The organism is uncultured Faecalibacterium sp. (genome assembly GCF_900066275.1).
GTDB classification, from domain to species: Bacteria; Bacillota; Clostridia; order Oscillospirales; family Ruminococcaceae; genus Faecalibacterium; species Faecalibacterium taiwanense.
The window spans coordinates 20025-45030 of record NZ_FMFG01000016.1 but is presented as its reverse complement, the minus strand read 5'-3'; the positions used below and the strand labels follow the sequence as shown (position 1 = coordinate 45030).

At 59.4% G+C, this 25006-nt stretch carries 19 protein-coding genes; 8 read left to right on the top strand and 11 right to left on the bottom strand.

Translation table 11 applies throughout. The features are described from left to right. Positions 1-204 precede the first annotated feature (204 nt). Positions 205-1704 carry a carbon starvation CstA family protein gene (locus QZL71_RS07395; protein WP_097781033.1) on the bottom strand — a complete coding sequence of 500 codons (1500 nt, stop codon included), beginning with the start codon at positions 1702-1704 and terminating at the stop codon, positions 205-207. A gap of 312 nt (positions 1705-2016) precedes the next feature. Next, entirely contained in the window at positions 2017-2934 is a 918-nt protein-coding gene (locus tag QZL71_RS07390) for a LysR family transcriptional regulator (protein WP_044953327.1), read from the bottom strand. Between the two features lie 137 nt (positions 2935-3071). On the opposite strand from QZL71_RS07390, the gene QZL71_RS07385 reads away from it, so the two are divergent. From QZL71_RS07385 to QZL71_RS07375, 3 genes are read left to right on the top strand one after another with little or no spacing between them, the layout of a single operon-like run. Further along, the gene (locus tag QZL71_RS07385) at positions 3072-3287 is read left to right on the top strand and encodes a hypothetical protein (protein WP_005938496.1); all 216 of its coding nucleotides are present in this window, start codon (positions 3072-3074) and stop codon (positions 3285-3287) included. A 16-nt stretch (positions 3288-3303) separates the two neighbouring features. Continuing rightward, positions 3304-4206 carry a ketopantoate reductase family protein gene (locus tag QZL71_RS07380; protein ID WP_294648386.1) on the top strand — a complete coding sequence of 301 codons (903 nt, stop codon included), beginning with the start codon at positions 3304-3306 and terminating at the stop codon, positions 4204-4206. A gap of 10 nt (positions 4207-4216) precedes the next feature. Beyond that, positions 4217-4756, top strand: a complete 540-nt coding sequence (locus QZL71_RS07375) for a histidine phosphatase family protein (protein WP_097776749.1) — start codon at positions 4217-4219, stop codon at positions 4754-4756. Between the two features lie 775 nt (positions 4757-5531). Here QZL71_RS07375 and QZL71_RS07370 read toward each other — a convergent pair. Together QZL71_RS07370 and QZL71_RS07365 are read right to left on the bottom strand one after the other, a co-directional pair. After that, on the bottom strand, positions 5532-7238 hold the full coding sequence (locus tag QZL71_RS07370) for a hypothetical protein (RefSeq protein ID WP_294648385.1): 1707 nt from the start codon (positions 7236-7238) through the stop codon (positions 5532-5534). Between the two features lie 5 nt (positions 7239-7243). Then, on the bottom strand, positions 7244-9301 hold the full coding sequence (locus QZL71_RS07365; protein WP_294648384.1) for an efflux RND transporter permease subunit: 2058 nt from the start codon (positions 9299-9301) through the stop codon (positions 7244-7246). 339 nt (positions 9302-9640) lie between these two features. Between QZL71_RS07365 and QZL71_RS07360 the strand changes: the two genes are divergently transcribed. Together QZL71_RS07360 and QZL71_RS07355 are read left to right on the top strand one after the other, a co-directional pair. Next, positions 9641-10990, top strand: a complete 1350-nt coding sequence (locus QZL71_RS07360; RefSeq protein WP_120081256.1) for an MATE family efflux transporter — start codon at positions 9641-9643, stop codon at positions 10988-10990. Between the two features lie 130 nt (positions 10991-11120). After that, positions 11121-11858 (top strand): Type 1 glutamine amidotransferase-like domain-containing protein, encoded by a 738-nt coding sequence (locus tag QZL71_RS07355; RefSeq protein ID WP_005937502.1) that lies wholly within the window; start codon positions 11121-11123, stop codon positions 11856-11858. Between the two features lie 152 nt (positions 11859-12010). On the opposite strand, the gene QZL71_RS07350 is transcribed toward QZL71_RS07355, so the two are convergent. The 5 genes from QZL71_RS07350 to QZL71_RS07330 all read right to left on the bottom strand — a co-directional run bounded on the left by QZL71_RS07350 (position 12011) and on the right by QZL71_RS07330 (position 19208). Next, on the bottom strand, positions 12011-15304 hold the full coding sequence (locus QZL71_RS07350) for an ATP-binding protein (protein ID WP_294648383.1): 3294 nt from the start codon (positions 15302-15304) through the stop codon (positions 12011-12013). Beyond that, positions 15301-15897 carry a DUF4194 domain-containing protein gene (locus tag QZL71_RS07345; protein ID WP_294648382.1) on the bottom strand — a complete coding sequence of 199 codons (597 nt, stop codon included), beginning with the start codon at positions 15895-15897 and terminating at the stop codon, positions 15301-15303. Before QZL71_RS07345 ends, QZL71_RS07350 begins: the two co-directional genes overlap by 4 nt. Continuing rightward, entirely contained in the window at positions 15884-17311 is a 1428-nt protein-coding gene (locus tag QZL71_RS07340) for a Wadjet anti-phage system protein JetA family protein (RefSeq protein ID WP_005937511.1), read from the bottom strand. Before QZL71_RS07340 ends, QZL71_RS07345 begins: the two co-directional genes overlap by 14 nt. Before the next feature lie 461 nt (positions 17312-17772). Next, positions 17773-18306, bottom strand: coding sequence for a hypothetical protein (locus QZL71_RS07335; protein ID WP_294648381.1), 534 nt, complete (start codon positions 18304-18306; stop codon positions 17773-17775). 422 nt (positions 18307-18728) lie between these two features. Continuing rightward, positions 18729-19208, bottom strand: coding sequence for a hypothetical protein (locus tag QZL71_RS07330; protein WP_294648380.1), 480 nt, complete (start codon positions 19206-19208; stop codon positions 18729-18731). 436 nt (positions 19209-19644) lie between these two features. Here QZL71_RS07330 and QZL71_RS07325 point away from each other — a divergent pair, with 436 nt between their 5' ends. Further along, positions 19645-20316 carry a hypothetical protein gene (locus QZL71_RS07325; protein WP_097776759.1) on the top strand — a complete coding sequence of 224 codons (672 nt, stop codon included), beginning with the start codon at positions 19645-19647 and terminating at the stop codon, positions 20314-20316. Between the two features lie 62 nt (positions 20317-20378). Here QZL71_RS07325 and QZL71_RS07320 read toward each other — a convergent pair whose 3' ends face one another. Together QZL71_RS07320 and QZL71_RS07315 are read right to left on the bottom strand one after the other, a co-directional pair. Beyond that, entirely contained in the window at positions 20379-20711 is a 333-nt protein-coding gene (locus tag QZL71_RS07320; RefSeq protein ID WP_097774075.1) for an acylphosphatase, read from the bottom strand. Position 20712: 1 nt separating this feature from the next. Then, complete coding sequence (locus QZL71_RS07315) at positions 20713-22368, bottom strand: putative manganese-dependent inorganic diphosphatase (RefSeq protein WP_097774076.1); 1656 nt, start codon at positions 22366-22368, stop codon at positions 20713-20715. A gap of 233 nt (positions 22369-22601) precedes the next feature. Here QZL71_RS07315 and QZL71_RS07310 point away from each other — a divergent pair, with 233 nt between their 5' ends. Next, on the top strand, positions 22602-23399 hold the full coding sequence (locus QZL71_RS07310) for a hypothetical protein (protein WP_155115858.1): 798 nt from the start codon (positions 22602-22604) through the stop codon (positions 23397-23399). A 90-nt stretch (positions 23400-23489) separates the two neighbouring features. Further along, on the top strand, positions 23490-24857 hold the full coding sequence (locus QZL71_RS07305) for an MATE family efflux transporter (RefSeq protein ID WP_005937406.1): 1368 nt from the start codon (positions 23490-23492) through the stop codon (positions 24855-24857). Positions 24858-25006: the final 149 nt, after the last annotated feature.

The following is a 25006-nucleotide window of genomic DNA, read 5'->3' as shown; positions in this document are numbered from 1 at the left end:
CTTTCCCGGAACCGGTCAAAGCCGCTGCTGCCAAACTTTCTGGCCTGCTTTTGTGCAAGTTGCTCAATCGTTTTCAATTTTCTCCGCAAATCGTGATTTCTTTGCCTGAAACGCCGCAAAATACAAGGCACCCTCCGCCGAGCCATTTCAGCGGAGGGTGCCTTATTCAGCAGATCATTTGTATATATCTTTGTATATATCGTGTCATGCCTTCTGGGCTGCCTTCTTCGTTGCGTGGAGGAAGACTGCCAGCATTGCAATGGCAAAGATGATGCCGATGGGGTATGCAACGGCGGTGTTGTAGATGGTTGCGCCTTCTGCGGTCTTGGCGTTCAGCAGGCCTCCCAGGCATTCGGGAGCCAGAATGAAGTAGGTGGAAGAGACCGCGCTCATGAAGGTAGCGGGCACAGCGGTGATCCAGTAGTTCTTCTTCTCCTTGAACAGGTACATGGATGCAGCCCACAGAACGATCATGGCCAGCGTCTGGTTGGTCCAGCTGAAGTAGCGCCAGATCACGGTGTAGTTGATGAAGCCCAGTGCGTTGCCGATGCCCAGGAAAGCACCAACGCCCAGCACAGGAACACAGAGCTTCAGGCGGTTTGCGTAGCTGTCCTGATCGATCTTGAACCAGTCGGCCAGAGTCAGACGAGCGGAACGGAACGCGGTATCGCCGGAGGTGATGGGGCAGATGACAACGCCGATCATTGCCAGAGCAATGCCAACGCCGCCCATGGTCTTGGAGCAGACATCATAAATAGCCTTGGACTGGCCCATGGCCAGTGCTTCGGCCAGACCGGTGTTCAGGCCGCCGGTCACCTCGTACAGGCTGCAGCCAGCAGCGGCCCAGATCAGAGCGATAACGCCCTCGCAGACCATTGCGCCGTAGAACACGAAGTGGCCCTGCTTCTCACTCTTCATGCAGCGGGCCATCAGGGGCGACTGGGTGGAGTGGAAGCCGGAGATTGCACCGCAGGCCACCGTGATGAACATGAAGCTCCAGATGGGAGTGCCCGACGGATGCATGCTGCCAAAGTGATCCCAGATCTCCGGGATGGTGTAGGCGGGATTGGTGAAGATGCCGAAGATGACACCGATGGCCATGATGATCAGGCAGATGCCAAAGATGGGGTAGATCTTGCCAATGACGGCATCAATGGAGATAAAGGTTGCAATAAAGTAGTACACCAGAATAATGATGAGCCAGAACAGCAGCGAGGTGAGCACGCCGGAAGCGCCGCTCTGACTGCACAGCTCCACGATCAGGCCTGCGGGACCCACCGCGAACACAGTACCCACCATGATGAGCAGCACTACCGAGAACACGCGCATGACGTTCTGCATCACAGGGCCTAAGTACTTGCCGGTGATTTCGGCGATGGAAGCGCCGTCGTTGCGCTCGCTCATCATGCCGGAGAAGTAGTCGTGCACGCCGCCTGCAAAGATGGTGCCGAAGGTGATCCACAGGAACACCACAGGCCCCCACAATGCGCCCTGCATGGCACCAAAGATGGGGCCAAGGCCGGCGATGTTCAGCAGCTGAACGAGGAACAGCTTCCACTGGGGCATCACAACGTAGTCAACGCCGTCATTGATGCGCACAGCAGGCGTTTCGCGGTCGTCCGGGCCGAAGGTGTTGTCCACGATCTTACCATAGACAAAGTAGCCCACGATCAGGATCGCCAGACAGAGTAAGAAACTGATCATACCAGAAACCTCCTTTTTCTTTGTGCCGGAATCATGGAAGCATTTTCCATATTTTCCATTCATCCCGGCCAGCTTTCTGGGTCTATGTTAACATATTTTTCATAAAAGTGATAATATGCTTCTGGTATGGGGGCATATCAAAGACCATATAGCCGCAAAGTTTTTTAGCCGATGTTTCGTCTCTTTTTCGCTCGATTTATCAGCAAAAAGACAGCCGCAGCGCATAAAGCGCTGCGGCTGTCGGCCAAATTCCTTTGCTTTCCGGTTTTTCCGCATTCCGATGTTTTGCCAGTTCTTAACCGGTTTCGGCGGTCATTTCACGGTCAGCGCCGCCTGCTTGTGCAGCAGCTGCACAAAGGTCTGCTCTTCCGGGCGCAGGGTTCCCCTGTCCGGATAGACCAGAACATCCTTCATGCGCTGGCGCTGGGCCGGGCATTTTCTGAGTACCAGATGGTATTGTTCCAGCGCCCGCTTTGGCATGGGCGAAGCCCACATATAGGCATTGGGCAGGTTCTGCAGGATAGAAAACTGGCTGCACCGCTCATACACATGGATGCGGCGGTTCGGGTTCGTATGCCAGCGCAGGCCGCTGTCCTCACCGCCGGGCAGCTGGAAATCACCATGCAGGACTTCCATATAGCTGTTCAGCTGGGTGATGTCGGTCACTTCGCACTTTGCCAGCGGGCCTTCGCGGTTGGTCAGCAGCCGGTATTCAAACTCCATCACCGGCTCCCGGTGCAGGCCGTGACGGTCGCAGTAGCGGCGGTAATAATCCTCATCCTCCTCCGCGTAGCGCAGCAGGGCCAGATGATAGCCCCGCCGCAGCACATGGTCCAGCGCTTCCATGGAGCCGGATTCCCGGATATGCACCCGCAGCTGCTGGCTGTCTGCCATCTGCTGCAAAAAATCCACCGTCGCGTAGGAAGCGTAGGTGGCGTGGGGCAGCACCACCCGCAGCTCCGCACAGCTGCTCTGCCGGCTGCGGGCATCCAGATCCAGCCGGTCCACCTCGTCCAGCACCCGCTCTGCCTGCCGGATAAAATGCCGTCCCTGTTCGGTGGGGATCATGCCGGTGGACGAACGCTCAAAGATGCGGATGCCGTATTCCTCTTCCAGATTCTTGAGCGCCTTGCTCACATTGGGCTGGGCCGCATACAGCTGCTTTGCCGCCGCGCTCACGGAGCCCCACTTGCGGATGGCCACCAGATAACGCAGTTCCGTAATATTCATGTGACTGCCCCCTGTTCCAAAAATCATTCCTATTTTATCAAGCCGGGCGGCCGGCTGTCAAGCCAAATGCGGTTGACGCGCCCCGCGCAGAGCTTTATAATAAAAATGCTGTATTTACAAAAAGGAGTTTAGCTGCTATGGAGACTACCTACCGCGTTCTGCGCATTGAAGAGCAGATGTATGGCTGCGAGGAGCTGCCCGCCGGTCAGCCGGTGCTGTGCGATGTCACGCTGGCCGATCCCGCCGGGGAGCGGCGCACCCTGCCCTACCCGGACAAAGAGCTCACCCGCCTAGGCATCGACGAGGGCAGCATGGTCGTCCTGACCGCAGACGGCACACTGAAAAAAGCATAAAATGCAGGAGGAACTTATGAAAAAGATCGAAACTTCGGCCCTGATCGGTCTGGGCGCACTGGGTATCCTGTTCGGGCGCAAAATGCCCGGCGTGCAGGTCATTGCCGATGAGGAGCGCATTGCCCGCTACTCTGCCGAACCGGTCGTCTGTAACGGCGAAGAATGCAAGTTCTCTTATGTCACCCCCGCCGAGGGCAGGCCGGTAGACCTGCTTCTGGTGGCCGTCAAGGCCACGGTGCTGGAACAGGCCATTCAGGATATCGCAAAGTTCGTAGGGCCGGACACCGTGATCCTCAGCGTGCTGAACGGCATCACCAGCGAGGAGCACATTGACGCAGCCTATCCCGGCCACACCCTGTGGAGCGTTGCCATCGGCATGGATGCCACCCGCACCGGGCGCACGCTGGTGTTCAATCAGGCGGGCAAGATCCAGTTCGGTGAGCGCAGCGGCGAAATGACCGACCGCGTGCAGGCCGTGGCCGACTATCTGGACGAGTGCGGCATTGCCAACGAGCCTTGTGGGGATATCCTTTACAAGCAGTGGAACAAGCTGATGGTGAATGATGGCCTGAATCAGGCCGCAGCCGCCTTTGACCAGCCCTACGGCGGCCTGCGCCAGCCCGGCAAAGCACAGGACATGATGCGCGCGGCCATGCAGGAGGTCATCCGGCTGGCGAACCTTGAGGGCGTGCCCCTGCCGCCGGACAATGATGTGAGGTTCATCGACGCCATGATGCCCACCTTTAACCCCGAGGGCATGCCCAGCATGCGGCAGGATGTGCTGGCAAAGCGCCCCACCGAGGTGGAGGAGTTTGCCGGTGTGGTGCGCCAGCGGGCCAAGAAGTACGGGATGCCCACCCCTGCCAACGACTTTTTCTACACCCGCATCCGCGAGATCGAGGCGGGATACGACCAGTAAGGAGCCACCCATGCATACGCTTTATTTCACCCGCCACGGAGAGACCGTCTGGAACGTTGAAAACAAGATCTGCGGCATGACCGACAGCCCCCTCACCGAGCGGGGCCGCCAGCAGGCCCGGAAGCTGGGCGAAGCCGTCAAAGCCAGCGGGGTGCACATCGATGAGATCCTGTACTCTCCCCTGTCCCGCGCCGCCGACACCGCCATGGCCATTGCCGAGGCCACCGGCCTGCCCGCCCGGTGTGAGCCGCGCCTGCGGGAGCAGTGCTTTGGCAAATACGAGGGCACGCCCCGCAACGGCGGCGAGTTCCGCGTTTCCAAGACCCACTTCGCCGACCGCTACGACGGCGGCGAGAGCATGATGCAGCTGGCCCAGCGCATCTATAACCTGCTGGACGAGCTGAAGGCCGACACCGGCAAGACCTATCTGCTGGTAGCCCATAACGGCATCGCCCGGGTGGTGCAGTCCTATTTCTACGACATGACCAACGAGGAATACGCAGCTGCGGGCATCAAAAACTGCGAACTGGTGGAATACCATTTTGAATGATGTCAGCAAAACGATTTAAAATGCCCTCCGCTTCGCTCTGGGCATCTTTAGCGGAACGATTATTTTTATAGAAAGAAAGCCGGAAAATCTGCGGATTTTCCGGCTTTCGCTTTTCACGGGAGGGAACTGGACGGCAAACGGCAGCGCGGGAGAAAGCAGGCTAGCCCTCTCCGTCAGTTCGTTACACTCACTGCCACCTCTCCCAAAGGGAGAGGCCTTGGCATAGCGGCAAAGTTACTGGCTCGAGTACAAAGCTTACGAGCGCGCCCGCTCCCCTGCGGGGAGCTGCCGCAGCAGCGGCTGAGGGGCCTTGAAATCGGCGTAACACAAAAAATCCTTTAGCGAAGCGACTTGGATTTTTTGTATGGAGCCCATCTTCTTTGGGGTTACTAGGGGCGTGCAGCCCCTAGTTTGCAACGGCGACGACCGCGGCCAGTGGCCGAAACAGGGAGGAGCTGTTGGGGCAGCGGCCTGCAGAATGCGAGTGCCGTCCAAGGCACAAAGCAGACGCAGGGAGCCGCAACCCGCCGCCGCCCGCGCCTCGAAAGTAGCGGAGACCTTGCCGCGCTGAACGCGCGGTATTTGCTACGCAAACCGGTCTGCGGCTTAAAAGCCCCACTGGGGCTTTCATGCCCTGCGGGCACCGCCGTCCTTTCTGGTTCTCTTTTGGCACGCAAAAGAGAACATCCCCGGCGGCGATGCATTTTGCAAAAGGCATGAAACTTTAAACACGCGACTACGCTCTATGCGGGAAGCATCCCCCGTATCATAAAAATCAGCCTTTATACAGCCCAAACAGCTTGAGCAGCTTCTGCCAGAAGGTCAGGGTCACAGCTGCCGATTCCGGCTGGGCAGCCGGGGCCGGGGCCGTGATGGCAGTGGTCTGCAGCGCAAACTGCACCGCGCCCACCTCGGTGTTCTCTGCCGAGGTGAAACTCTGCACCTCCCCGCCGCCGGAAAGACTGTTCAGCAGGCTGTCCAGCTGGGCATCCATGTCGATGCCGGAAACGCTGCTGCGCAGCTCGCCGGTGCCGCCGGTCAGCTGAGACGCCCCCTCCGCCAGCTGCGCAACGCCCGCTTTCAGCTGGGCTACGCCGTCGGTGTAGGCGTTCAGGCCGTTGTCCAGCTGGACGTACTGGGCGGCAAGCTGGTTCACGCCGTCGGTAAGCACCGAGAGATTGCCCAGCATCCCGGTCAGCACACCGGCCAGCTGACGCACCCCGGCATCAAACTCGCCGTAGCTGCCGTTCAGGGTGCTGCTGCCCTCGTGCAGCTGGGCAATTCCGCCGTTCACGGTGTCGAGATAGGTCTGCATGGCATCGATGTTGGCCGTAGACCCCTGCAAAAGCAGGATCACATCCTTGAGCTGCGGCATCATCCACACCATGCCCTGCAGCTGCTGGATGGCCTTGGCATTGCCATCCTTTACCACGTCAAGGTCAAGGCCGTTCTCTTTCAGGATGGCCTTGTAGGCTTCAAAGCTCACCTGCTGTTCCAGCTGTGCCGCGCCCTCATCCAGCCGGACAATGCCGTCCCGGATCTGGGTGGAGGCATTCAGCAGGGTGTTCAGCTCATCGGTGGAGGCAGAGATGCCGTTCAGCGCGGTCTGCATCTGGGTGAGGGCGGCACGCACCCGGGCTGAGCCGCCGGTCAAGGCGCCGGAATTGCCGTTCAGGGTGTCGATGCCCGCCTGCACCTGCGCAATGCCGTCTGCCAGCGCGTTGGCACCATCGTCCAGCTGCACGGAACCGCTCTGCAGCTGTTCCAGCATCCCGGTCAGGTCCATATCCCCGAGGTCGAGGTTCAGGTTCAGCCGCACGCCGTTCAGGGAAACGGCGTCCATGGCAAAATCCGTCACATCGGCGGTGACGGTCACGTCGCTGTCCGCGCCCGGCAGCAGGATGTAGGAAAGCTGCTTTTTGCTGCCCACATTCGCCACCGTAGCGCCCGGCGCGCTGATGTTCCGGGCAAGGCCGGTGTCCAGACTCATGGTCACCTGCAGCGCGTAGTCGTCAAAAAAGCTGCCGGTGCAGTCCGGGTTGCGGCTCACCTGCAGCCGGATGGAAAGGGCACCGCTTTTGCCGCCCAGCTCGTCGGGGCTGATCTCTGCCCCGTCCAGCGTATAGGTCAGCTTTACCACCCACGGCAGGGCCGTGGCGGCGTCCATGGCGCCCTCATAATAGAGCTTGCCGTCCTCGGTCACATGCACCGTGACCGTATCGCCGCTCTGCTCCACGGCATCGCTCGTGGTCATATTGCGCACGGCAGTGTAGCTGCCGTGGTCCGCAACGGTGTCCCCCGCCTGCACGGAAAAGCTGTTCACGGCGTACACGCCGGTCACAGCACCGGAGGCCGTAAGATTTGCATAAATGACCTCTTCCTTGGCAGCGGAGGCTGCTGCAAAAGCTGGCAGACTGCTGCCCGCCAGCAGGCAGCCTGCCAGCGCCAGCGCCGACACCCGGCGCACAAATCGATGTTTCATCTCGGTCAAACCTCCTTCGGCTGTTTTTTCTTTTTTATAATGAGCGGGTCGGCCAGATACAAAAAGCCCGGAAGTGCCGAAAGCACGATGGCCAGCGACACCAGACTGCCCACGCCCAGAAAATTGCCCAGCTGGCCCAGCAGCTGGTTTGTGGAAATGGCTCCCATCAGGAAGCCCACCACCGCCATGGCGCTGCCAGTGGTGCTGACCGAGGTGGTCACCGCGGACACCGTGGCCGCAACGGCTTCTTTGCGGCCCAGCGTCTCGCGGAACTCCTGATAGCGGTCGGAGAAGAGGATGGCGTAATCCACCGTAGCACCCAGCTGCACCGAGCTGATGATGAGATAGGCAATGTAGAACACGTGCTGGCCCCGGAAGTACGGGATGGCCAGATTGATCCAGATGGCGGTCTCGATGCTGAGCACCAGAATGATGGGCAAAAGCAGCTGCCGCTTCATGAGGAGCAGGATCAGGAATACTGCGCCGATGGCCAGCAGGTTCACCTTGACCATGTCGGCCGTGATGGTGTCCATCAGGTCATAGGTGCTCACGCCCTGACCGGCCAGATAATAATTGTCCGGGTAATATTGCTGCACCGTGGCGCGCACCCGCTCCACCAGCGCAAAGGCCCCATCGCCCTCGGTGTCGGCATCCACGGTCAGCACCATGCGGGTGTAGCCGCCGGAGACCAGCAGCCCCAGTGTATCCCCGGGCACGAACTCCGGCGGGATGGACGCGCCTGCGTTGTCCACATAGGAAAGGATGCCGGTCACCTCCGGGATGGCGTGCAATGCATCCGAAAGCTTTTGCTGCGTGGCGGTGTCGCCCTCCGGCACCAGTACAACGTAGGTGTCGCTGCGGCCAAAGGTCTCTTCAATGGCGGCGGTGTCCGCACCCAGACGGGTGTTCTCGCCAAACATGTGGGCGGCACCGTAGTAATACTGGTTCGAGTTGGAGGCCAGATAGCTGGGCACCATCAGAATGACCAGCACCAGCGCCATGGGCAGCATGATGCGGGCCACAAAGCGGCCAAACTTGTCAAAGCTGGGCAGCAGGGGCCTGTGGTGGGTCTTATCCATCCATTGATACGCTGCCAGCGTGAGCGCGGGCATAAAGGTGAACACGGTGACAAGGCTCAGCACCACGCCCTTTGCCAGCGCAAGGCCCAGATCCGGGCCGATCTGGAACTGCATGAGCACCAGTGCCAGAAAGCCGATGACGGTGGTCAGGCCGCTGGACAGGATGGAGCCGGTGGATCTGCACAGGGCATCCACCATGCACTCCTCCGGGCTGGCATCCGGGTTTTCAGCCCGGCACTCCGCAAAGCGGTGGATCAGGAACACCGAGTAGTCCAGCGACACCGCCAGCTGCAGGATGCTGCCCGCCGCATTCGTCACAAACGAGATGGTGCCGAAGATGAGGTTCGTGCCGTTGTTGAGCAGGATGGCCGCGCCAAGGCCCGTCAGCACCAGCAGCGGCTCCGCCCAGGAATCGGTGGTCAGGATCAGGATGAACAGCACATACACCACCGCGATGGCGGCGATCTTTGCCACCTCGGTCACGGTGGAGTTGGTGGCAACGGCAGTGGACACTGCCGCGCCCTCCAGCGCGTTGCCCTCCCCGATCAGATCCCGCACGGCAGCCACGGCTTCCAGACGCTTCTCGTCCTCCACCGTCACGGTGAACAGGGCGCAGCCATCCTTATAATAGCTCTCCACCGTGGCGGTGTCCTGCATCTGCAAAGGCACTGTCACATCCAGACTGTCGTCCAGCCATGCAACGGAGGACACTCCATCGATGGCGGCAAGCTTTTCCTTGTACTCCAGCGCCTGCGGCACCGTGACATCCCGCACCATGACCCGCATGTTGGGGATGCCGCCGGTGAAAGCACCGTTCATCACCTCGATGGCGGTGGTGGAGGGGGATTCCGGCGGCAGATAGTCGTTGATATCGTAATCCACCTTTACCTGACGCACAGCGAACACGCTCAGCACAGCCGCCAGTGCAAACACCGCCAGCACCAGCCTGCGGCGGCGCACGATGGCGGTATAAAAACGTTTCATCAAAACAGGAGTTCTCCTTTCCGGATCCATAAAAAAACTTTTATCAGTTTAACAGGTTTGATAAACGTTGGAAAGAGACAGTTTATGAATTTTGACCCTCGAATGCCGATTTTTTGATTTTTCTGCCTTGACAACAAAAATAAATTCTGATATGCTCTTTTTTGGTTCATCGGAGGACCGTTTTCAACGTAATTTGAAACGGGCCGGATAAGATGCCGTGCAGACAGCGCCCCGCCGGAGGTTTCGTTGCCGTAGTGACGAAGCAGATCGAGGCCGGGCGTGCACTCACGGACATTTATCCGGCCCGTTTTTTGCACCTTGTGCAGAAAGGAGGACGCCATGTCCAAGCAGCGGATCCAGCTTTCCGACCATTTCACCTATTCCCGCCTTTTGCGGTTCGTACTGCCCTGCATCGGCACCATGCTGTTCACCTCCATCTACGGCATCGTGGACGGCCTGTGTGTCTCCAACTTTGTGGGCAAGACGGCCTTTGCGGCGGTCAACCTCATCATGCCGCTGCCCATGCTGCTGGGCACCATCGGCTTTATGCTGGGCACCGGCGGCAGCGCCATCGTGGGCATCACGCTGGGCGAGGGCGACCAGAAAAAGGCCGACCGCTATTTTACCCTGTTCCTGCTGGCGGCTCTGGTCTCGGTCAGTGTGCTGGCCGTGCTGGGCATTGTGTTCCTGCGGCCCATTGCCGTGCTGCTGGGTGCCAAGGGGGAGCTTTTGGACTATGCGGTGCGCTATGGACGCATCCTGATGGTGTCCCTGCCCACCTTTGCGCTGCAGAATATGTTCCAGAGCTTTTTCGTCACCGCCGAAAAGCCGCACCTCGGCTTCTGGTTCACCGTGGGCGCGGGCTGCACCAACATGGTGCTGGATGTGCTGATGGTGGGGATCTGGGGCTGGGGCGTGGAGGGCGCAGCCATTGCCACCTTTATCAGCCAGCTGGTGGGCGGCGTACTGCCGGTGTTCTACTTCATCGACCGCAGCAACTCCAGCCGCCTGCACCTGTGCAAGACCAGTTTTTACAGCAAAGTACTGCGGGATGCCTGCATCAACGGCTCTTCCGAGCTGATGACCAACCTTTCCATGTCGCTGGTCAATATCCTGTACAACTACCAGCTGCTGCGTCTGGCCGGTGAGAACGGCGTGGCCGCCTACGGTGTCATCATGTACGCGGCCTTCCTGTTCGTGGCGGTGTTCGTGGGCTATGCCGTGGGCAGTGCACCCATCGTCAGCTTCCACTACGGTGCCCGCAACCACGCCGAGGTGCACAACCTCTACCGGAAAAGCCTGCGGCTCATCGCCGTGGTGGCCGTAACCCTGACACTGGCTTCCATGTTCATCATCCCCTGTGTGGCGCGCATTTTCGTGGGCTACGATGCGGAATTGCTGGCCCTGACCAGCCGGGCCTTCCGGCTGTATGCGCTGAGCTTCCTCATCATGGGCTTCAACGTGTATGCGTCCTCCTTCTTCACGGCGCTGGGCGACGGCGTGACCAGCGCGCTGATCTCTTTTTTGCGCACGCTGGCGTTTCAGGTGATCGCCATTCTCCTGCTGCCGCTGCTGCTGGGCATCGACGGCATCTGGCTGGCCGTCACCGCCGCCGAGCTGGCAGCTCTGGCCGTGAGCGCTGCCATGCTCCTCACCAAGGACAAGGTATTCCATTACCGAAAGGCATGATAAAATCCCCTGCTTTCTGCGAAACGGCGAAAAGCGGGGGATTTTTTTGGTGATTCTGGCTCTGCCGCTGGCAGCAAAATCGTGTTAGAATGGACACAGCTTCTTATTCACTGTTTTACGAGGGATCATTATGACATTGTTTTTGACCAGCAGCCCCAGCGGCTGCCCCTTTGAGCCGGGGCCGGATATTCCGGTGCTGGACACCCGCAACCACTTTGTGGCGAACCTGCGGGCCGTCTGGCCGGATCACGCCGTGCTGGGCCTTGCCATTGCGGCAGACCCCTATGCCTACGAGCAGAACGACGAGATGTGCCGGGTGTTTGCCCAGAGCTTTGCGAACGCCCACCTGCCCCTGACGGCGCTCATCCCCTGCGATGCCCGCAATGCCGAGGAGATCGGTTCTCTTCTGCCCCAAAGCGGCTTTGTGATGCTGTGCGGCGGGCACGTGCCCACCCAGAACCACTTTTTTGCTCAGCTGGGCCTGCCGGGGCTGTTCCACAACTACCACGGCATCGTGCTAGGCGTGAGTGCCGGCAGCATGAACGCCGCCCACATCGTGTACGCCGCGCCCGAGGAACCGGGCGAAGCCGCCGACCCGCACTACTCCCGCTGGATGAACGGCCTTGGCCTGACCGAGACCCGCATCCTGCCCCATTACCAGTTCATCCGGGATCATGTGCTGGACGGACAGAAGGTGGAGGACATCGCCCTTGCCGACAGCAAAAAGCGGCATTTTCTCGCTTTGCCGGACGGCTCGTATATCCTGTGCGCCGATGGCAGCGAGGCGCTGTACGGCAGAGGCTGGTACTTTGCGGACGGGATGATGGAAGAGATCAACGAGGATGAGGATGTGCTGCCGCTGCGGTAACAATATGAATAAAAAAGAAGCACGCAGATGCGTGCTTCTTTTTTTATGATGTTCTGCTGCGCAGAAATGAGGTTGCTGCGCAAAATGATGTGTGCTATCGCACATTCTATCATGCCCCGCAGGCAGACATCATTGCGCATATAATGCGCACATCATTCCGCCGCAAGGCGGATAAACGGCGCTATTGCGTTGGTGTCGCCGTGGCGGACGATGGAGTAGGTGATGTCGCAGTAGGGCTGGATGGCGGTACTCTTTTCCACGGTGGAGATGAGCAGCACCTGCAGCTGCAGGCGGCGGAACAGCTCCATCATGGGGCGGATGCGGTCGCTGGTCATCTTGCTGAAGGCTTCGTCCAGCAGCACAAGACGGATGCTGTTCTCGCTCTTTTCGTAGATCTGCAGCAGGCTGGCGCAGATGGCCACATAGAAGGGGGCCTGATTCTCGCCGCCGGAGGAGTCGCGGCTGACGCGGGACAGATACGCCTGCTGGCCGGTGACCCGGTTCGTCACCTTGATGTCGTAATCCAGATAGGTGCGGTAGTCCACATAGTCCGAGAGGGTCACGCCGCCGGTGCGGCCCTCCTGCCGGGCGCGGGTGTTCTCGTCCACATCGGACATGATCTTTTCCATCAGCTCGTCCACCTGACGCTCATAAGCAGGGTCGGCGGTGGCGGCAAGGTTGTCCAGCGAGTCGCCCTCGGTCATCTGCTGGTTGCCCTTGTCCACGATGACCTGATAGAAGGCCGCCAGCTGCGGGTCGCGGCTGGGCTCCAGCTCAAAGCGGTAGACCTCCTCGCCGTAGGTCAGCTGCTCCATCACCTTGTTCAGCTCCCGGAACTGCCGCCGGGCGTTGAAGATATCGTCCTTCATGCGGAACAGGATATCCTTGCGGAAGCGGTCCTTGCAGTCCCGCTGGGCCTGTTCCAGACGGGCGGCATAGCGTTCCAGATCGATGCGCACAAGGCTCTCGTGCTGGGCGCGGTACTGGTCCAACCCCGCAAGGCCCAGCGGATAATCGCACACATAGTGCTCGTTGTAGGCCTTCTGGGCCGGTTCCAGCGTGCCGGTCAGATAGACGGCCAGCGCATCGTCCAGCTTGGCCTGCGCCTTTTCCGCAGCCTGTGCGGCGGCGCGGGGCTTATCCGCCGGGGCCAGCGCCAGCATCCGGGTGCGGGCCAGCGGCTCCACCAGCGGGTGCGCCGCAAAGAAGCTCCGGGCAGCATCGGCGCTCTGCTGTGCCGTTTCCCCTGCCTTTTTCTGCTCTGCTTCGCAGGAGGCGATCTGCTTTTGGCACACGCGGATGTCGCCGCCCGCCTGCTCCACGGCGGCGCGGGCAGCCTCCCATGCGGCTTCGCGGGCTTCTTCCTCCTTGTAAAGCTGCTGCAGCAGCGGGTTCTCGCGGCACTCGGTGAGCTTTGCTTCCTGTTCGGTCACAGCATTCTGTGCGGCAGTCAGTGCGGCGCGGGCATCCCACAGCGCAGCCAGCTCGTCCAGTGCCGTGCCCCGCAGCAGGGTCTGGTACTGGTTATAGGCGGCTTTCAGGTTCTGTTCTGTCTGGGCGGCAGCACGGGCGCTTTCCCCCAGAGCTTCCAGCTCGGCCGCCAGCACACCGGCGCGGGCGCGGCGGGCGTCCAGACCGATGTACCGCTGGGGAGTGCGCAGCCGTTCCAGCCGGAAGGGATGGTGGCGCAAAAGGTCGCGGGTGGCGCTGTCGGGATGCTGTTCCAGCGTATCGGGGGTGTCGCAGCAGACGATGCGGCCCAGAATGGTCTGGGCATACTGTGCAGCCAGCGGGTTTTCGCTGCTCACCTGCGCGGCAAGGCTGTCCGGGCCGTACTTGTCGGCGCGGCGGTTGGCCTTGCGGATGCCCGGGGTGTCCAGCAGGCTGATGGGGCCTACCTTGTCCTTCAGGGCCACAAAGGCGCTTTTGGCGGCTTCGTAGTGGGCGGGCGGCACAAGGATATCAAAGCGGCGGTCGCCAAGGCAGGCTTCCACGCAGTCCTGCCAGCTCTCATCCTCCACGTTCAGCAGTTCACAGAAAATTTTCGCATCCGGCTGCATGCCCCGGCTCTTGAGTTCCGCATTCACGGCATCCCGCACCCGGGTGGCGGCATCGCCGTGGGGGTAGACCCACTTGCCGCCGGACACCGCGTCCAGCTCGGCGCGCTTCACGGCCTGATCCCGGTGCAGGGCGGCGGTGTTCTGGCGGGCAGCAAAATAGGCTTCCTCCAGCGGTTTTTCCTGCGCGGAGAGCCATGCGGTGAGCTGCGGCAGAGTGTCCGCCGTCAGCTCTTCGGCCTTGATGCCGACAGCAAAGCCGCTGCGGCGCAGCACAGCCAGCAAGCTCTGGGTGCGGGCAAGGGCACTTTCTGCCTTTTCGGCTTTGTGTGCGGCGGTATCCAGCGCCGTTTTGCGGCGGGAAAGCTCCTCGGTCAGGGCATCCAGTGCCCGGCCCTCGCCGCTGGCGCTGGCAGCACCGTGGGCGGAAAGATAGGCCCGGCGGGCTTCCGCTTCGGCATTTTTGGCCTCGGCATAGCGGGCGTTCAGCTGTTCCAGCTGGCGGCGGCCCGCATCCAGATGCTCCTGCCAGACGGTCTGTTCGCTGCCGTCGGCAGCGGCGCGGGCCAGCAGCGCCGCGCCCCGGTTCACAAGGGTCTGGGTCTGCTTTTCGGCAGCTTCGCGGCCAAAATCCACGATCTCTTCCAGCGCGTCGGCGCGGGTCTGTGCTTCGGCCAGCACGGCGTGCAGATTTTCCAGTTCCAGCCGGTCGCCCTGCAAAGCGTCCAGATCCAGCTCCGGCTGGGGCAGGATGTACTGGTACAAAAACTCCCGGAAGTTGGGGATCTCGTCCATGCTGGTGCCCATCTGGAACACCTCGTTGAACTTTTTGCCCAAGGGGCTGGAGGCGCGCCCGATGCCCAGCGCACGGCAGATGCGGTCCCGCGCTTCGCTGGGGCTGCGGGTGTAGGAGAGACGGCCTGTTGCGGGCTTGAAGTCCTCCTTTGCGCTGGGTGCACCGGTCTTAGGGTCGATGAAGGGCAGCTGTTCCAGCGTGCAGCCGTCCTCCGAAAGATACCATGTCTGATCGCCGGGGTGCAGCTCCTGCATGGGGCCTTCGGACTCCACCCGCACCGCGATGACGAAGGGGGTGCGCTTGACGCTGTCCCAGAACTCCGCCCCGATGTAGGCCACGGTATGGCCCGGGCGGCGGTAAGCGTTCTCGCCGCGCTGCTTGGCGTGGACAGAGCCCTGCAGGGTGCGTCCGCTCTTTTTATTGCCCAGCGCATTGAAATTGCGGTTGGTGGTCAGGCAGTAGCGGATGGCATCCAGAATGGTGGTCTTGCCCACGGCGTTCACGCCGATCATATAGGTGAGCCGTGCGCAGTCGAAGGTGACATTTTCAAAGTTGTGCCAGTTGATAAGCTTCAGCCGTTTGAGTTCGATCATTCTTCACCCTCCCCTGCTTCTTCCGGTCGTTCATAAAGGCCAAGCTCTGTGCGGGTGCGGGCAGATTCTGCCGCTGCATCCGCAAGGTCGGCATCCGGCAGGGCCAGCAGCACGGTGGGAAATACTTCAATGCGGCTGTCCAGCCCGGAAAGCCGCCCCACAGGCCGCGCCAGATTGTACCGGCGCAGGGTGCGCATGAGGTTTTCCAGCGTTTTCTGGTCCAGACGGCGGGGCAGATTCATCTTCTGCAACTCGGTCTGCACCTCTTCCACCGTCACCAGCACCTCGTCGGCATTGGCCGCAAGGCTCTCGCGCTTTTGCAGGTACAAAAGCCGCAATACCAAAAGCAGGATGCTCTCGTATTTCAGCAGCCGGGCCTGACTGCCCTCGTGGCCGTTGACCAAAGCCGCCGCCTGCAGGGGTGCCGGGTACAGCAATACAGAATAGCCCAGCGGGGCGAACACAGCGCGCACCTCGTCCAGATGATCCTGCACATAAAGATATTTTGCCCGCTGATCCTCCACGCTGCCCAGCAGAAAGCAGTGGTTCAGCAGGTAATTCGCGGTTTCTTCCAGCATGTTAATGGTTGCCATTTTCTTCCTCCCTGCGGCGGGTGAGGACAAAATCCTCAAAGCGGAAACCGCCGCGCTCCACCCAATTGCCGGTGAGCTGAATGTCATAATCCCGGTGCGGCGACTGCGAGTAGGTGTGCAGGCCGATGATGCGGGCAAAATCGTTCGGGTATTCGTCTGCCAGAAGTGCCGCGTTCACCTGCGGGCGGGCGGCAAGGGCCTGCCGGGCCAGCAGGGCCACGTTCTCCTCGGTAACGGCAAGGCGGGCGTAATCCAGCAGCAATTGCTGCTCTTTTTTGAGCTGTTCCGGATCGAATCCTTCGGTGCGCACCGGGGCCAGCGGCTCGGCGGTGCGCTGGGCAGCGGGCGGGTAGAGGAATTTCTCCCCGAACACTGCCGCCGGGTACAGATGCAGCCGCTTTGCCACCGGGCCGTCGTCCGGTTCAAACAGCTGCTCCGGGGTGCGGATGTCCTCGGCGTAGCGGCGCAGCAGGGCGGTGACGCTGCCCTGCGAAGAACGGTCGCTCAGCAGCAGGAACTGTGCCCGCTGCACGGCCCGCTTGCGGTAGCGGATGTGGCTTGCATCGATCTCGCGCATGAGCAGGCTCATCTCTTCCAGCGCGTCCCGCTGCTTCTGGATGAGTGCACGCACGGCAGGTGTCGCTTCGTTCGGTGCGCAGCGCTCCACCCGGGCATAATCAAAGGCCAGCTGCGGCAGGTAGTTCTCCTCGCAGTCGTCCAGCTCCTCTTCCAGATAGGCGCGGTAGTTGAACAGGTTGTCGCTGGTCTTGAAGCGGTGGTAGGCCGCCGCCACCACCTTTTCCTCGTACTGGTCGAACAGTTCCAGCACCTCCTGCGGGGTGCGGTTGCGGGTGAGCCGGTCGATATAGTGGCCGATGGAGGCATTGAGTGCCCGGAGAGAGCGGTTCAGCGCGTCAAGGTCTGCGTCCACCTCCCGCAGAACGTTCTCATAGGGGCTTTTTTCCTGCCCGATGCTGCCCAGCAGCTGCCATGCCTTGTACAGCTTTCCGGTATAGGTAACTACGCGTGGATTCAAGATTTCTTCCAGCGCTTCCAGCAGCGGCGTTACCTCCGGCACAAAGGCAAGGGACGCTTCCCCCTCGTAGCTGCCGGGCTGCTCTTCCAGCCAGCCAGTGCGGCGCAGCCGCAGCAGAAAGCCCACGGCCAGCGTGTGAGGGTCGCGGGTGGGCTGCTCTTCTTCATCGCCCGCACCGTCGGCATCCAGCGCAAGGGGCTTTGCCAGTGCGGCAAAGTAATCCTCGGCACGCCAGACGGCCTCCGCACGGGAAATGCTGTAATCCGCCGTGTGGCGGCACTCCTCCCAGAGCAGAAGCAGCAATTCCGCATAAAAAGCCCGGTTCGGCCCCGCCAGCGGGCGGAACAGCCGCGGGGACACCAGTTCAAACAGCTGCATGGAAACGTCCTTTCCTGTTCACATCAGAATACGTTTTTATTGTACCACAAAACGACACGGTTTGACAGAGAAACCATTCAGAATTGCCGCCGCGTTCGCTTTGGCAAATATCAGCGGAAGAATTATTTTAAATTTTGCATCTCCGAAACGACTGCGGTCGTTTCGGAGATGCTTTTTCACGGAAAGGGGTCGTACCGGGAAACGGCATCTCTGCCAAAAGGCGCAAAAAAACGGCGGGGCGGACTCCTTCCGTCAAACCCTGCGGGTTTGCCACCTCCCTCAGTGAGGGAGGCTCTGGCGAAACCGGAAGCTTTGCACCTGAGCCGGAAGCTTTGCCGATGCGAAAGGCTCCCTCTTTGAGGGGGCTGTCGCCGCAGGCGACTGGGGGAGTTTGCTCCTAAACGCAAAAAAGCCCCGGGGAGCGGGATGCTCCTCGGGGCAATAGTTTAATTGTAATCCGCTTACTTGCTCAGTTTATAGCCAATTGCAACATAGGTCTTTCCGCCAACGGTCTTAGTGCCAACACCCAAACCAGTAACTTCGATTTTCGTTCCATTTTGTTCACTAATTTTGATTACTAAATCTGTTGCAGTCTTCATCAACTCAACCATATCAGAATTAACCGTAATCGTTCCTGCCGTTGTTTCTTCATAGTAAACAGCCGTGTACACTTCAGCGTTCTGCTTCGCATTCTCAGCACAAACAATTGCACCTACGTAGTTTTTCTCGGTTTCTTTCTTTGCAGCAATAGCAGTCAATGCAATCTTGCCGTCTGCAATTTTGTTCAGTGCTTCTGTTGCCAGTTCCTTGACTTCACTGTTATTGGACCATTCTGTGCCGTATTCCTTGTTCAGCGCAGCCATATATACATCCTGAACTTTCTTCTCGAACTCACTTTCACCAGGGCCACCAGCGCCACCGCCGCAGGCGGTGAGCATTGCCAGAGCCATCACGCCGGCCAGAAAGGCGGCTGCGAAACGCTTGAACATTTTCATTGTAATGTTCCTCCTGTTTTCAAATTCTGACGGTTTGGGCGACCCCAAATCGCTTTACCCGTCTGAATTTATTTTATCCATACCCCCCCCCGCATGTCAACAGGCATATCGCCCAAATTCCGCCCTTCTTTTTGGCAATTGTCCCCAAACACAAAAAAGCCCCGGGGCAGGGCGAACTCCTTCCGTCAAACCCTGCGGGTTTGCCACCTCCCTCAGCGAGGGAGGCAACCCTCTCAGTCATCGCTGCGCGATGCCAGCTCCCCCGAGAGGGGGAGCTTATTTGCTGCAAACCGTCAATGCCTAAAAGCTCCCCCCTTTGGGGGAGCTGGCACGCCGTAAGGCGTGACTGAGAGGGTTCAAACGCAAAAAAGCCCCGAAGGGCGGCCTTGCAGCCACGCTCCGGGGGAAAGGGTGATAGATTTTTACTTGTAGTAGTTCTTAATGCGGATGGTGATGCCAATGTAGTTCTGCTCGTTATCGCTCTTGACCACCACGCCTATATTCGACCAGATGCCATCCTGACTCACGTTGCCGCTGACATCCGTTTTAACATACTGCGAGATATAAGTCAGAACCGTGCTCAGGAACGTATCCTCATAGTTGTGCCGGGCAGTAATGGTGACAGCCAGATCATTTCCTACTCGATTCCGATAGAACCTGTACGCTCCTGCATAGCCGAAAACTTTATACTGGAGCGACTCATCCAGTCTCTTTTCAGCCACTGCGCGGAGCTCTGCGTCACTGGCCACCGAAATGCCCTTCTCCTTACCGATCTGCTCCATCACTTTCTGCTCTTCGGCTTTGTTGGTGGAGCTGCCGCCGCCACCGCCGCAGGCCGTCAGCAGGGCCAGAGCCATCACACCCACCAGAAGCAGGGCAGCAAATTTCTTCAGCTTTTTCATTGTCAAGCGCCTCCTGTCGTTTCAAGATTTTGTTGATTTGTCTCATTTCAGTGCTGTTTTTTCGCACTACAGAACGGGTGTCGTTCTGGCCTTATTTTATCCGACAGCAGTTGGTTTTGTCAATTGAGAAGATGCATAAAGTTTCCGAAACATTTTCGTTCAAAATCAATGAAACAGCGGCTTTTTTGTTGCAGTATTGAGATACACTGTCCTTATTTCGCAAAGGTTCTTTACCGTGCTGGAAAATCTTCTTCCAGCCGGAAGCTCCATGCTGTTTTTTCCGGGGCACAGTCCTTCCCGGTTTGATCAGATGTTGTGTTCCGATCCATCTTGATCCATCTTTCAGAATCCTTTCAAAAAATTACGATTTTACACAATTCTACCATTTTTGCATGGTAAAATAAGGTCGTAGAAAAAACAAAGGATGTGGCTCAATATGCAACACTGTCCCGCCCGCGCGGCACAGCGGCTGGCGGCGGCAGTTCTGGCGCTGTGCCTTGTGCTGGCTCTGGCCGTTCCCCACGCACACGCAGCTGCCCTGCAGGAAACGCACGGCATCCGGATGCTGGACTTCAGCACCAGCCAGATTCTCTCCATCGGCAACCAGACCTCCGGCAAATGCAGCTGGTACGCCTTGCGCTATGCACGCACCATTCTGGATGGAAAAGTTTCCTCCGGCAGCGGCATGTGGTCAAACGGTGCGGTCTGGTCTGCGGGCGGCTACTACGGTTATTCCGGCAGCCTGTCCGAGTGCCTGCAGAAGCTTTACACCGAGCTTTCCGCCGGGAAGCCGGTGATCGTGCATCTGAAAAACACTGCGGTGAGCGGCGTAAAACGGCACACGAACCGCACCTCCAGCTATGAATACCACCTGACCAGTTCCGGCTGGAACGAGGTCAATTACCCGCACATCGCCACCAGCGCCGCCTATGGTCACTGGGTCTGTGTGGTGGGCATCCGTGCGGATGCAGACCCCGCGAACCTGAAGGAGAGCGATTTCTACGCGCTGGACCCGGCCCGTGTTTCCGCAAACGGCACTCTGGCTGTGACCCGGCTGCTGGACGGCACCATCTGGACAGAAAATTCCCCGCTGAAAACAGCAGGTTGATAAATTTAGAAAGAGCAAAAAAGCTGACGCTTTCGCGTCAGCTTTTTTGTTTGCAGTTCAGATCAATACCCTTTTACCGAGAAGCCCCGCTCCCATGGGTCGGGCGGCAGATCCTTCTGGCGGATGCCGGTGATCTGGATATAATCGCTTTTCTGGATCATGGCGAACAGCCGCAGGAACTTTTCCGGGTCGCCCTGCACTTCCAGCGTCACGCTGCCGTCGTCCTCGTTCTCCACCCAGCCGGTCAGTTCCAGCGTCTGGGCCGCATAGCGGGCGCGGTAGCGGAAGCCCACCCCCTGCACCTGCCCTTCGATGGAATAGCGGCGGCGCACAGTGCCTTCCGGCAGGGCGGGCGGCGTGGCATCCTGTGCTTTTTTATGCAGAAAATCAAACATCTTACAGCTCCTGATAGGCGGTCATCAGCGCCGGGATGAACTGCTTTTTGCGGCTCACCACACCGGGCAGGGTAAAGCTGCCGTCCTCGGCAGGCTGGGTCTCAAAACCGTCCGAGAGCACCTCGGAAGCATAGCGGCCATCGCTGATGACCACGCTCTCCTCCTTGGGCACGTCGGTGAGCAGCATGTAGATATCCTCCACGTTCTGCTTGTTGCGGGCTTCTTCCAGATAGGGCTGCAGCAGCGCTTCGGCGGCAAGCAGGTTCTTGCGGGTCATGTAGCTGCCCTGCGCCACGCCAAAGCGGATATCGCCGCACATGAACACCTTGAAGTCCTGCAGGAACACCTCCTCGGCGGTCTTGCCGTCCAGCTTTTCGCCTGCTTCAAACATCTCGCTGGCAAACTCGTCAATGTCCACACCGGCAATTTTTGCCAGACGCTTTGCAAGGGCCTCGTCCAGCGGGGTGCAGGTGGGGCTGCGGAACACCAGCGTATCCGAAAGGATGGCCGCCAGCAGAAGGCCTGCGATCTGCGGCGGGATCTCCATACCGTTCTCGTCGTACATCTGGGTGATGATGGTGGCCGTGCAGCCCACCGGCTGGTTGCGGAAGTACACCGGGCCGCTGGTCTCCAGACTGCCGATGCGGTGGTGATCGATGATCTCCAGGATCTCGGCCTGATCGAAGCCCTCCACAGCCTGCGTGGCCTCGTTGTGGTCCACCAGGATGATGCGGCGTTTTTGCAGATTGATGATGTTGCGGCGGCTGACCATGCCGCAGTATTTGCCGTCCTCGTCCAGGATGGGGAAATAGCGGTGGCGCACCTTGGCCATCACGCGGGTAACATCGGCCACCGGCGTGACGAGGGTGAACTTCATGATGTCGCTGCGGGTCATATAGTAGGAGATGGGAGCGCACTGGCTGATCAGCTTACCGGCGGCGTAGGTGTCCACCGGGGCCGACATGATGGCCACGCCCATTTCCTCGGCAATGCGCTGGATGGTGCGGCCCACCTTGGAGCCGTTGCAGATGATGAGCAGGGACGCTTCCTTCTCGATGGCGCACAGCTGGCTTTCGTAGCGGTTGGTCAGGATGACGATGTCGCCTTTTTCCACGGTATTTTCCAGCATTTCGGGCGTGGCGGTGCCGATGCGGATGTGGCCGGTGGTGCACACGTCGTCCTCGCGGCCCACCACCATGGTGCCGCCCAGCGTTTCCAAAATATTGCGGTAGGTGGTCTGGCTCTTGGCCAGGATGCCGGTGTCGAACACGTCCATGTTGGCGGTGGCAATGTCCTTGACCGTGATCACGCCCTCCAGCTCGTTGTCCGGGCTGGTGACCGGCAGGGTGTCGATCTGCTTGTCGCGCATGATCTCCCACGCCTTGCGCAGGCTGGTGGAGCCGGGGATGCCGGGCATCTCGCGGTAGTCCACATCGCGGATCTTGGGGTTCACGTCCGTGCACATGCGCGGGGGCTTTACCCCGAACTTTTTGAGCACGAACTCGGTCTCCTGATTCATTTTGCCTGCACGGCGGGGCTCACAGACCAGATCACTGGTCTTGTTTTTCAACTCTGCATAGGCAATGGCCGAGCAGATGGAGTCGGTATCCGGGTTGCGGTGGCCGATCACGACCACCTTATGGGCTGCTTTTGGCATATTGTTCCCCCTTTGGGTTCTGATTTACCTTTTATTTCTTATCTCATTTACCACAGTGCACTCCCCTCTCCTGCAAAGCGCAGTGCACCTCAGGTTTATTTTAGCACAATTGCCTGCACGGGTAAAGTGGAACAAACACGCTGCGGCGCGGCTTTTCCGCCTGCCGCAGTCCTTGACAGACCCTGCAAAAAACGGTAAGCTTTACCTGAAAAAAAGCACAAATGGAGGCATCTATGAAAAAACAGTTTTTCCGCATCCTCTCCTGCTGCGTGCTGCTGGCCTGCCTGTGCGCCCTGCCCGCCTACGCACAGGAACCCAAGGCCGCACAGCCCGCCGCAAAAGAGGATAAGGTGGTAACAGATATCACCGGTTCTGCCGACCTGATGCGCAATGTCGTTGGCTTTACCACCAACTTTGGCGGGCCGTACCACTTTGCGCAGGCAGACCACAAGTCCCCTGCGCAGGCCTACGGTGATGCCCCTGCCGAGGGAGCCGTTGCGGTGCTGCGGCTTTTTGCCCGCGCCGATGACCACGGCGATGTTCCCCTCAACACCAGCGGACACAGCTTCCTCACCATCACCAATGTCTCGGAGCAGGATATCAATGTGGGCGGACTGCTCATTGCGCCGGATACGTCCATCACCGTAAGCACCCGCGGCAACCGCTGCGAGCATTCCGGCATCTGGTACAATCTGGAGGGCTACTACAAATATTACCTGAACGCTTCTTACTATCAGAATCTTTACGGCATTCAGGTCTCACTGGACCAGAGCCAGCTAGACACGGTAAATCAGGCATTGGCCAACGCAGACCACTGGTCGGCCATTTACAACTGCACCTCGTTCTCTGCAGGCCTCTGGAATGCCGTGTGCTCCGATACGCTCTGCGCCGGTGTGCCCGAGACCCCGGCCGACCTGAAAGCGGACATGCTGAGGAAGTACCCAGACAAGACGGTGTTCGGGCCGACCGTCCCGTATGATTATATCGTATATTACGGCACCAGCCTGACCCCCAGTCAGGAATTTTCCTGACAGAAGATTTTCTCTTGTAATTCTGCGCGTTCCGCTGTATGATATAGGTCATGTATCCAAGTGTATCTTGTCACCGTTACGGAGGAACCTATGACAGCAACCAAAACGCCCGCGTTCCATAAGCCGCCGCTGTTCACCCGGCAGCAGCTCATTGCCCTGCTGCTGCCGCTGATCGCAGAGCAGGCGCTCAGCGTGACCATCGGTCTGGCCGACACGCTGATGGTCTCCTCGGTGGGGGAAGCCGCTGTTTCCGGCGTGAGCCTTGTGGACAGCTTCAACACCCTGATGATCCAGATCATGAGCGCCCTTGCCACCGGCGGCGCGGTGGTCACCAGCCAGTACATCGGCCGGCAGGAGCCAAAGGATGCCAAGAATGCAGCGGCGCAGATCCTGTTCATCCTGTCCAGCTTCAGCCTGCTGGTGGCCGCCGTTGTGGTGGCGGGCCGCCATGCCATCCTGCGCGGCATCTTCGGCTCCATCGACGTGGACGTGATGCGCTATGCCGAGACCTACTTTCTGCTCTCGGCCCTGAGCTACCCGTTCATCGGCCTGTACAACGCCGGTGCGGCCCTGTTCCGGGCGCAGGGCAACAGCAAGATCAGCATGATGTCCAGCCTTGTAATGAATGTGGTGAACATTGGCGGCAACGCCGTGCTGATCTACGGCTTCAAAATGGGCGTGATGGGTGCCGCACTGGCCAGCCTTGTGTCCCGCGCCATTGCCTGCGTGGCTGTGCTGTACCTGCTGCAGCGGCCCGCCTGCCCGCTGCGGGTGGACGGCCTGCAGGCCCTTGCCCCGAAGGCGCGGCTCATCCAGCAGATCCTGCGGGTGGGCATCCCTGCCGGTATTGAAAACGGCATGTTCCAGATCGGCAAGCTGTCCGTTTCCAGCCTGACCTCCACTCTGGGCACCGCCGCCATTGCGGCCAACGCCGTGGCAAACACCACCACCACCTTTTTGAACATCCCGGCCAACGCCGTGGGCATGGCTGCGCTGACCGTGGTGGGCCAGTGCCTTGGCGCTGGCGAAAAAGATCAGGCCGTGTATTACTCCCGCCGCCTGATGCTGTTTGCCTACTGCGGCGCATGGTTCATGAACCTTTCGGCCTTCCTGTTTGCCAACAAATTTGCACTGGGCCTGTTCAACCTCTCGCCCGAGGCCTACGCCATGGCGCTGGAAGTGATGGTGTGGTTCAACATCGTTTCGCTGTTCATCTGGCCTTCCAGCTTTACCATGCCCAACATCCTGCGTGCGGCAGGCGATGCCCGCTTTACCATGACCGTGAGCATCGTGTCCATGTGGGCCTTCCGGGTGGGCTTCTGCTACCTGTGTGTGCTGGCCTTCCACGGCGGCCTGCTGGCCATCTGGATGGGCATGTATCTGGACTGGGCGTTCCGCTCCCTGTGCTTCTTTGTACGCTTCGTGCGCGGCAAGTGGCTGGAACAGCAGGTCATCTGAATCTTTCCTCTGCATTTTATAAGAGCCTGCCGCGAAGGCAGGCTCTTTTTTACGCAATACGCACAAATAATTTATTTGTTTTTCAGCAATGTTGTCTGCTTTCATTCTTGTTTTTGTCACATTCCCGGCGTATAATTTCACAGTGCTAA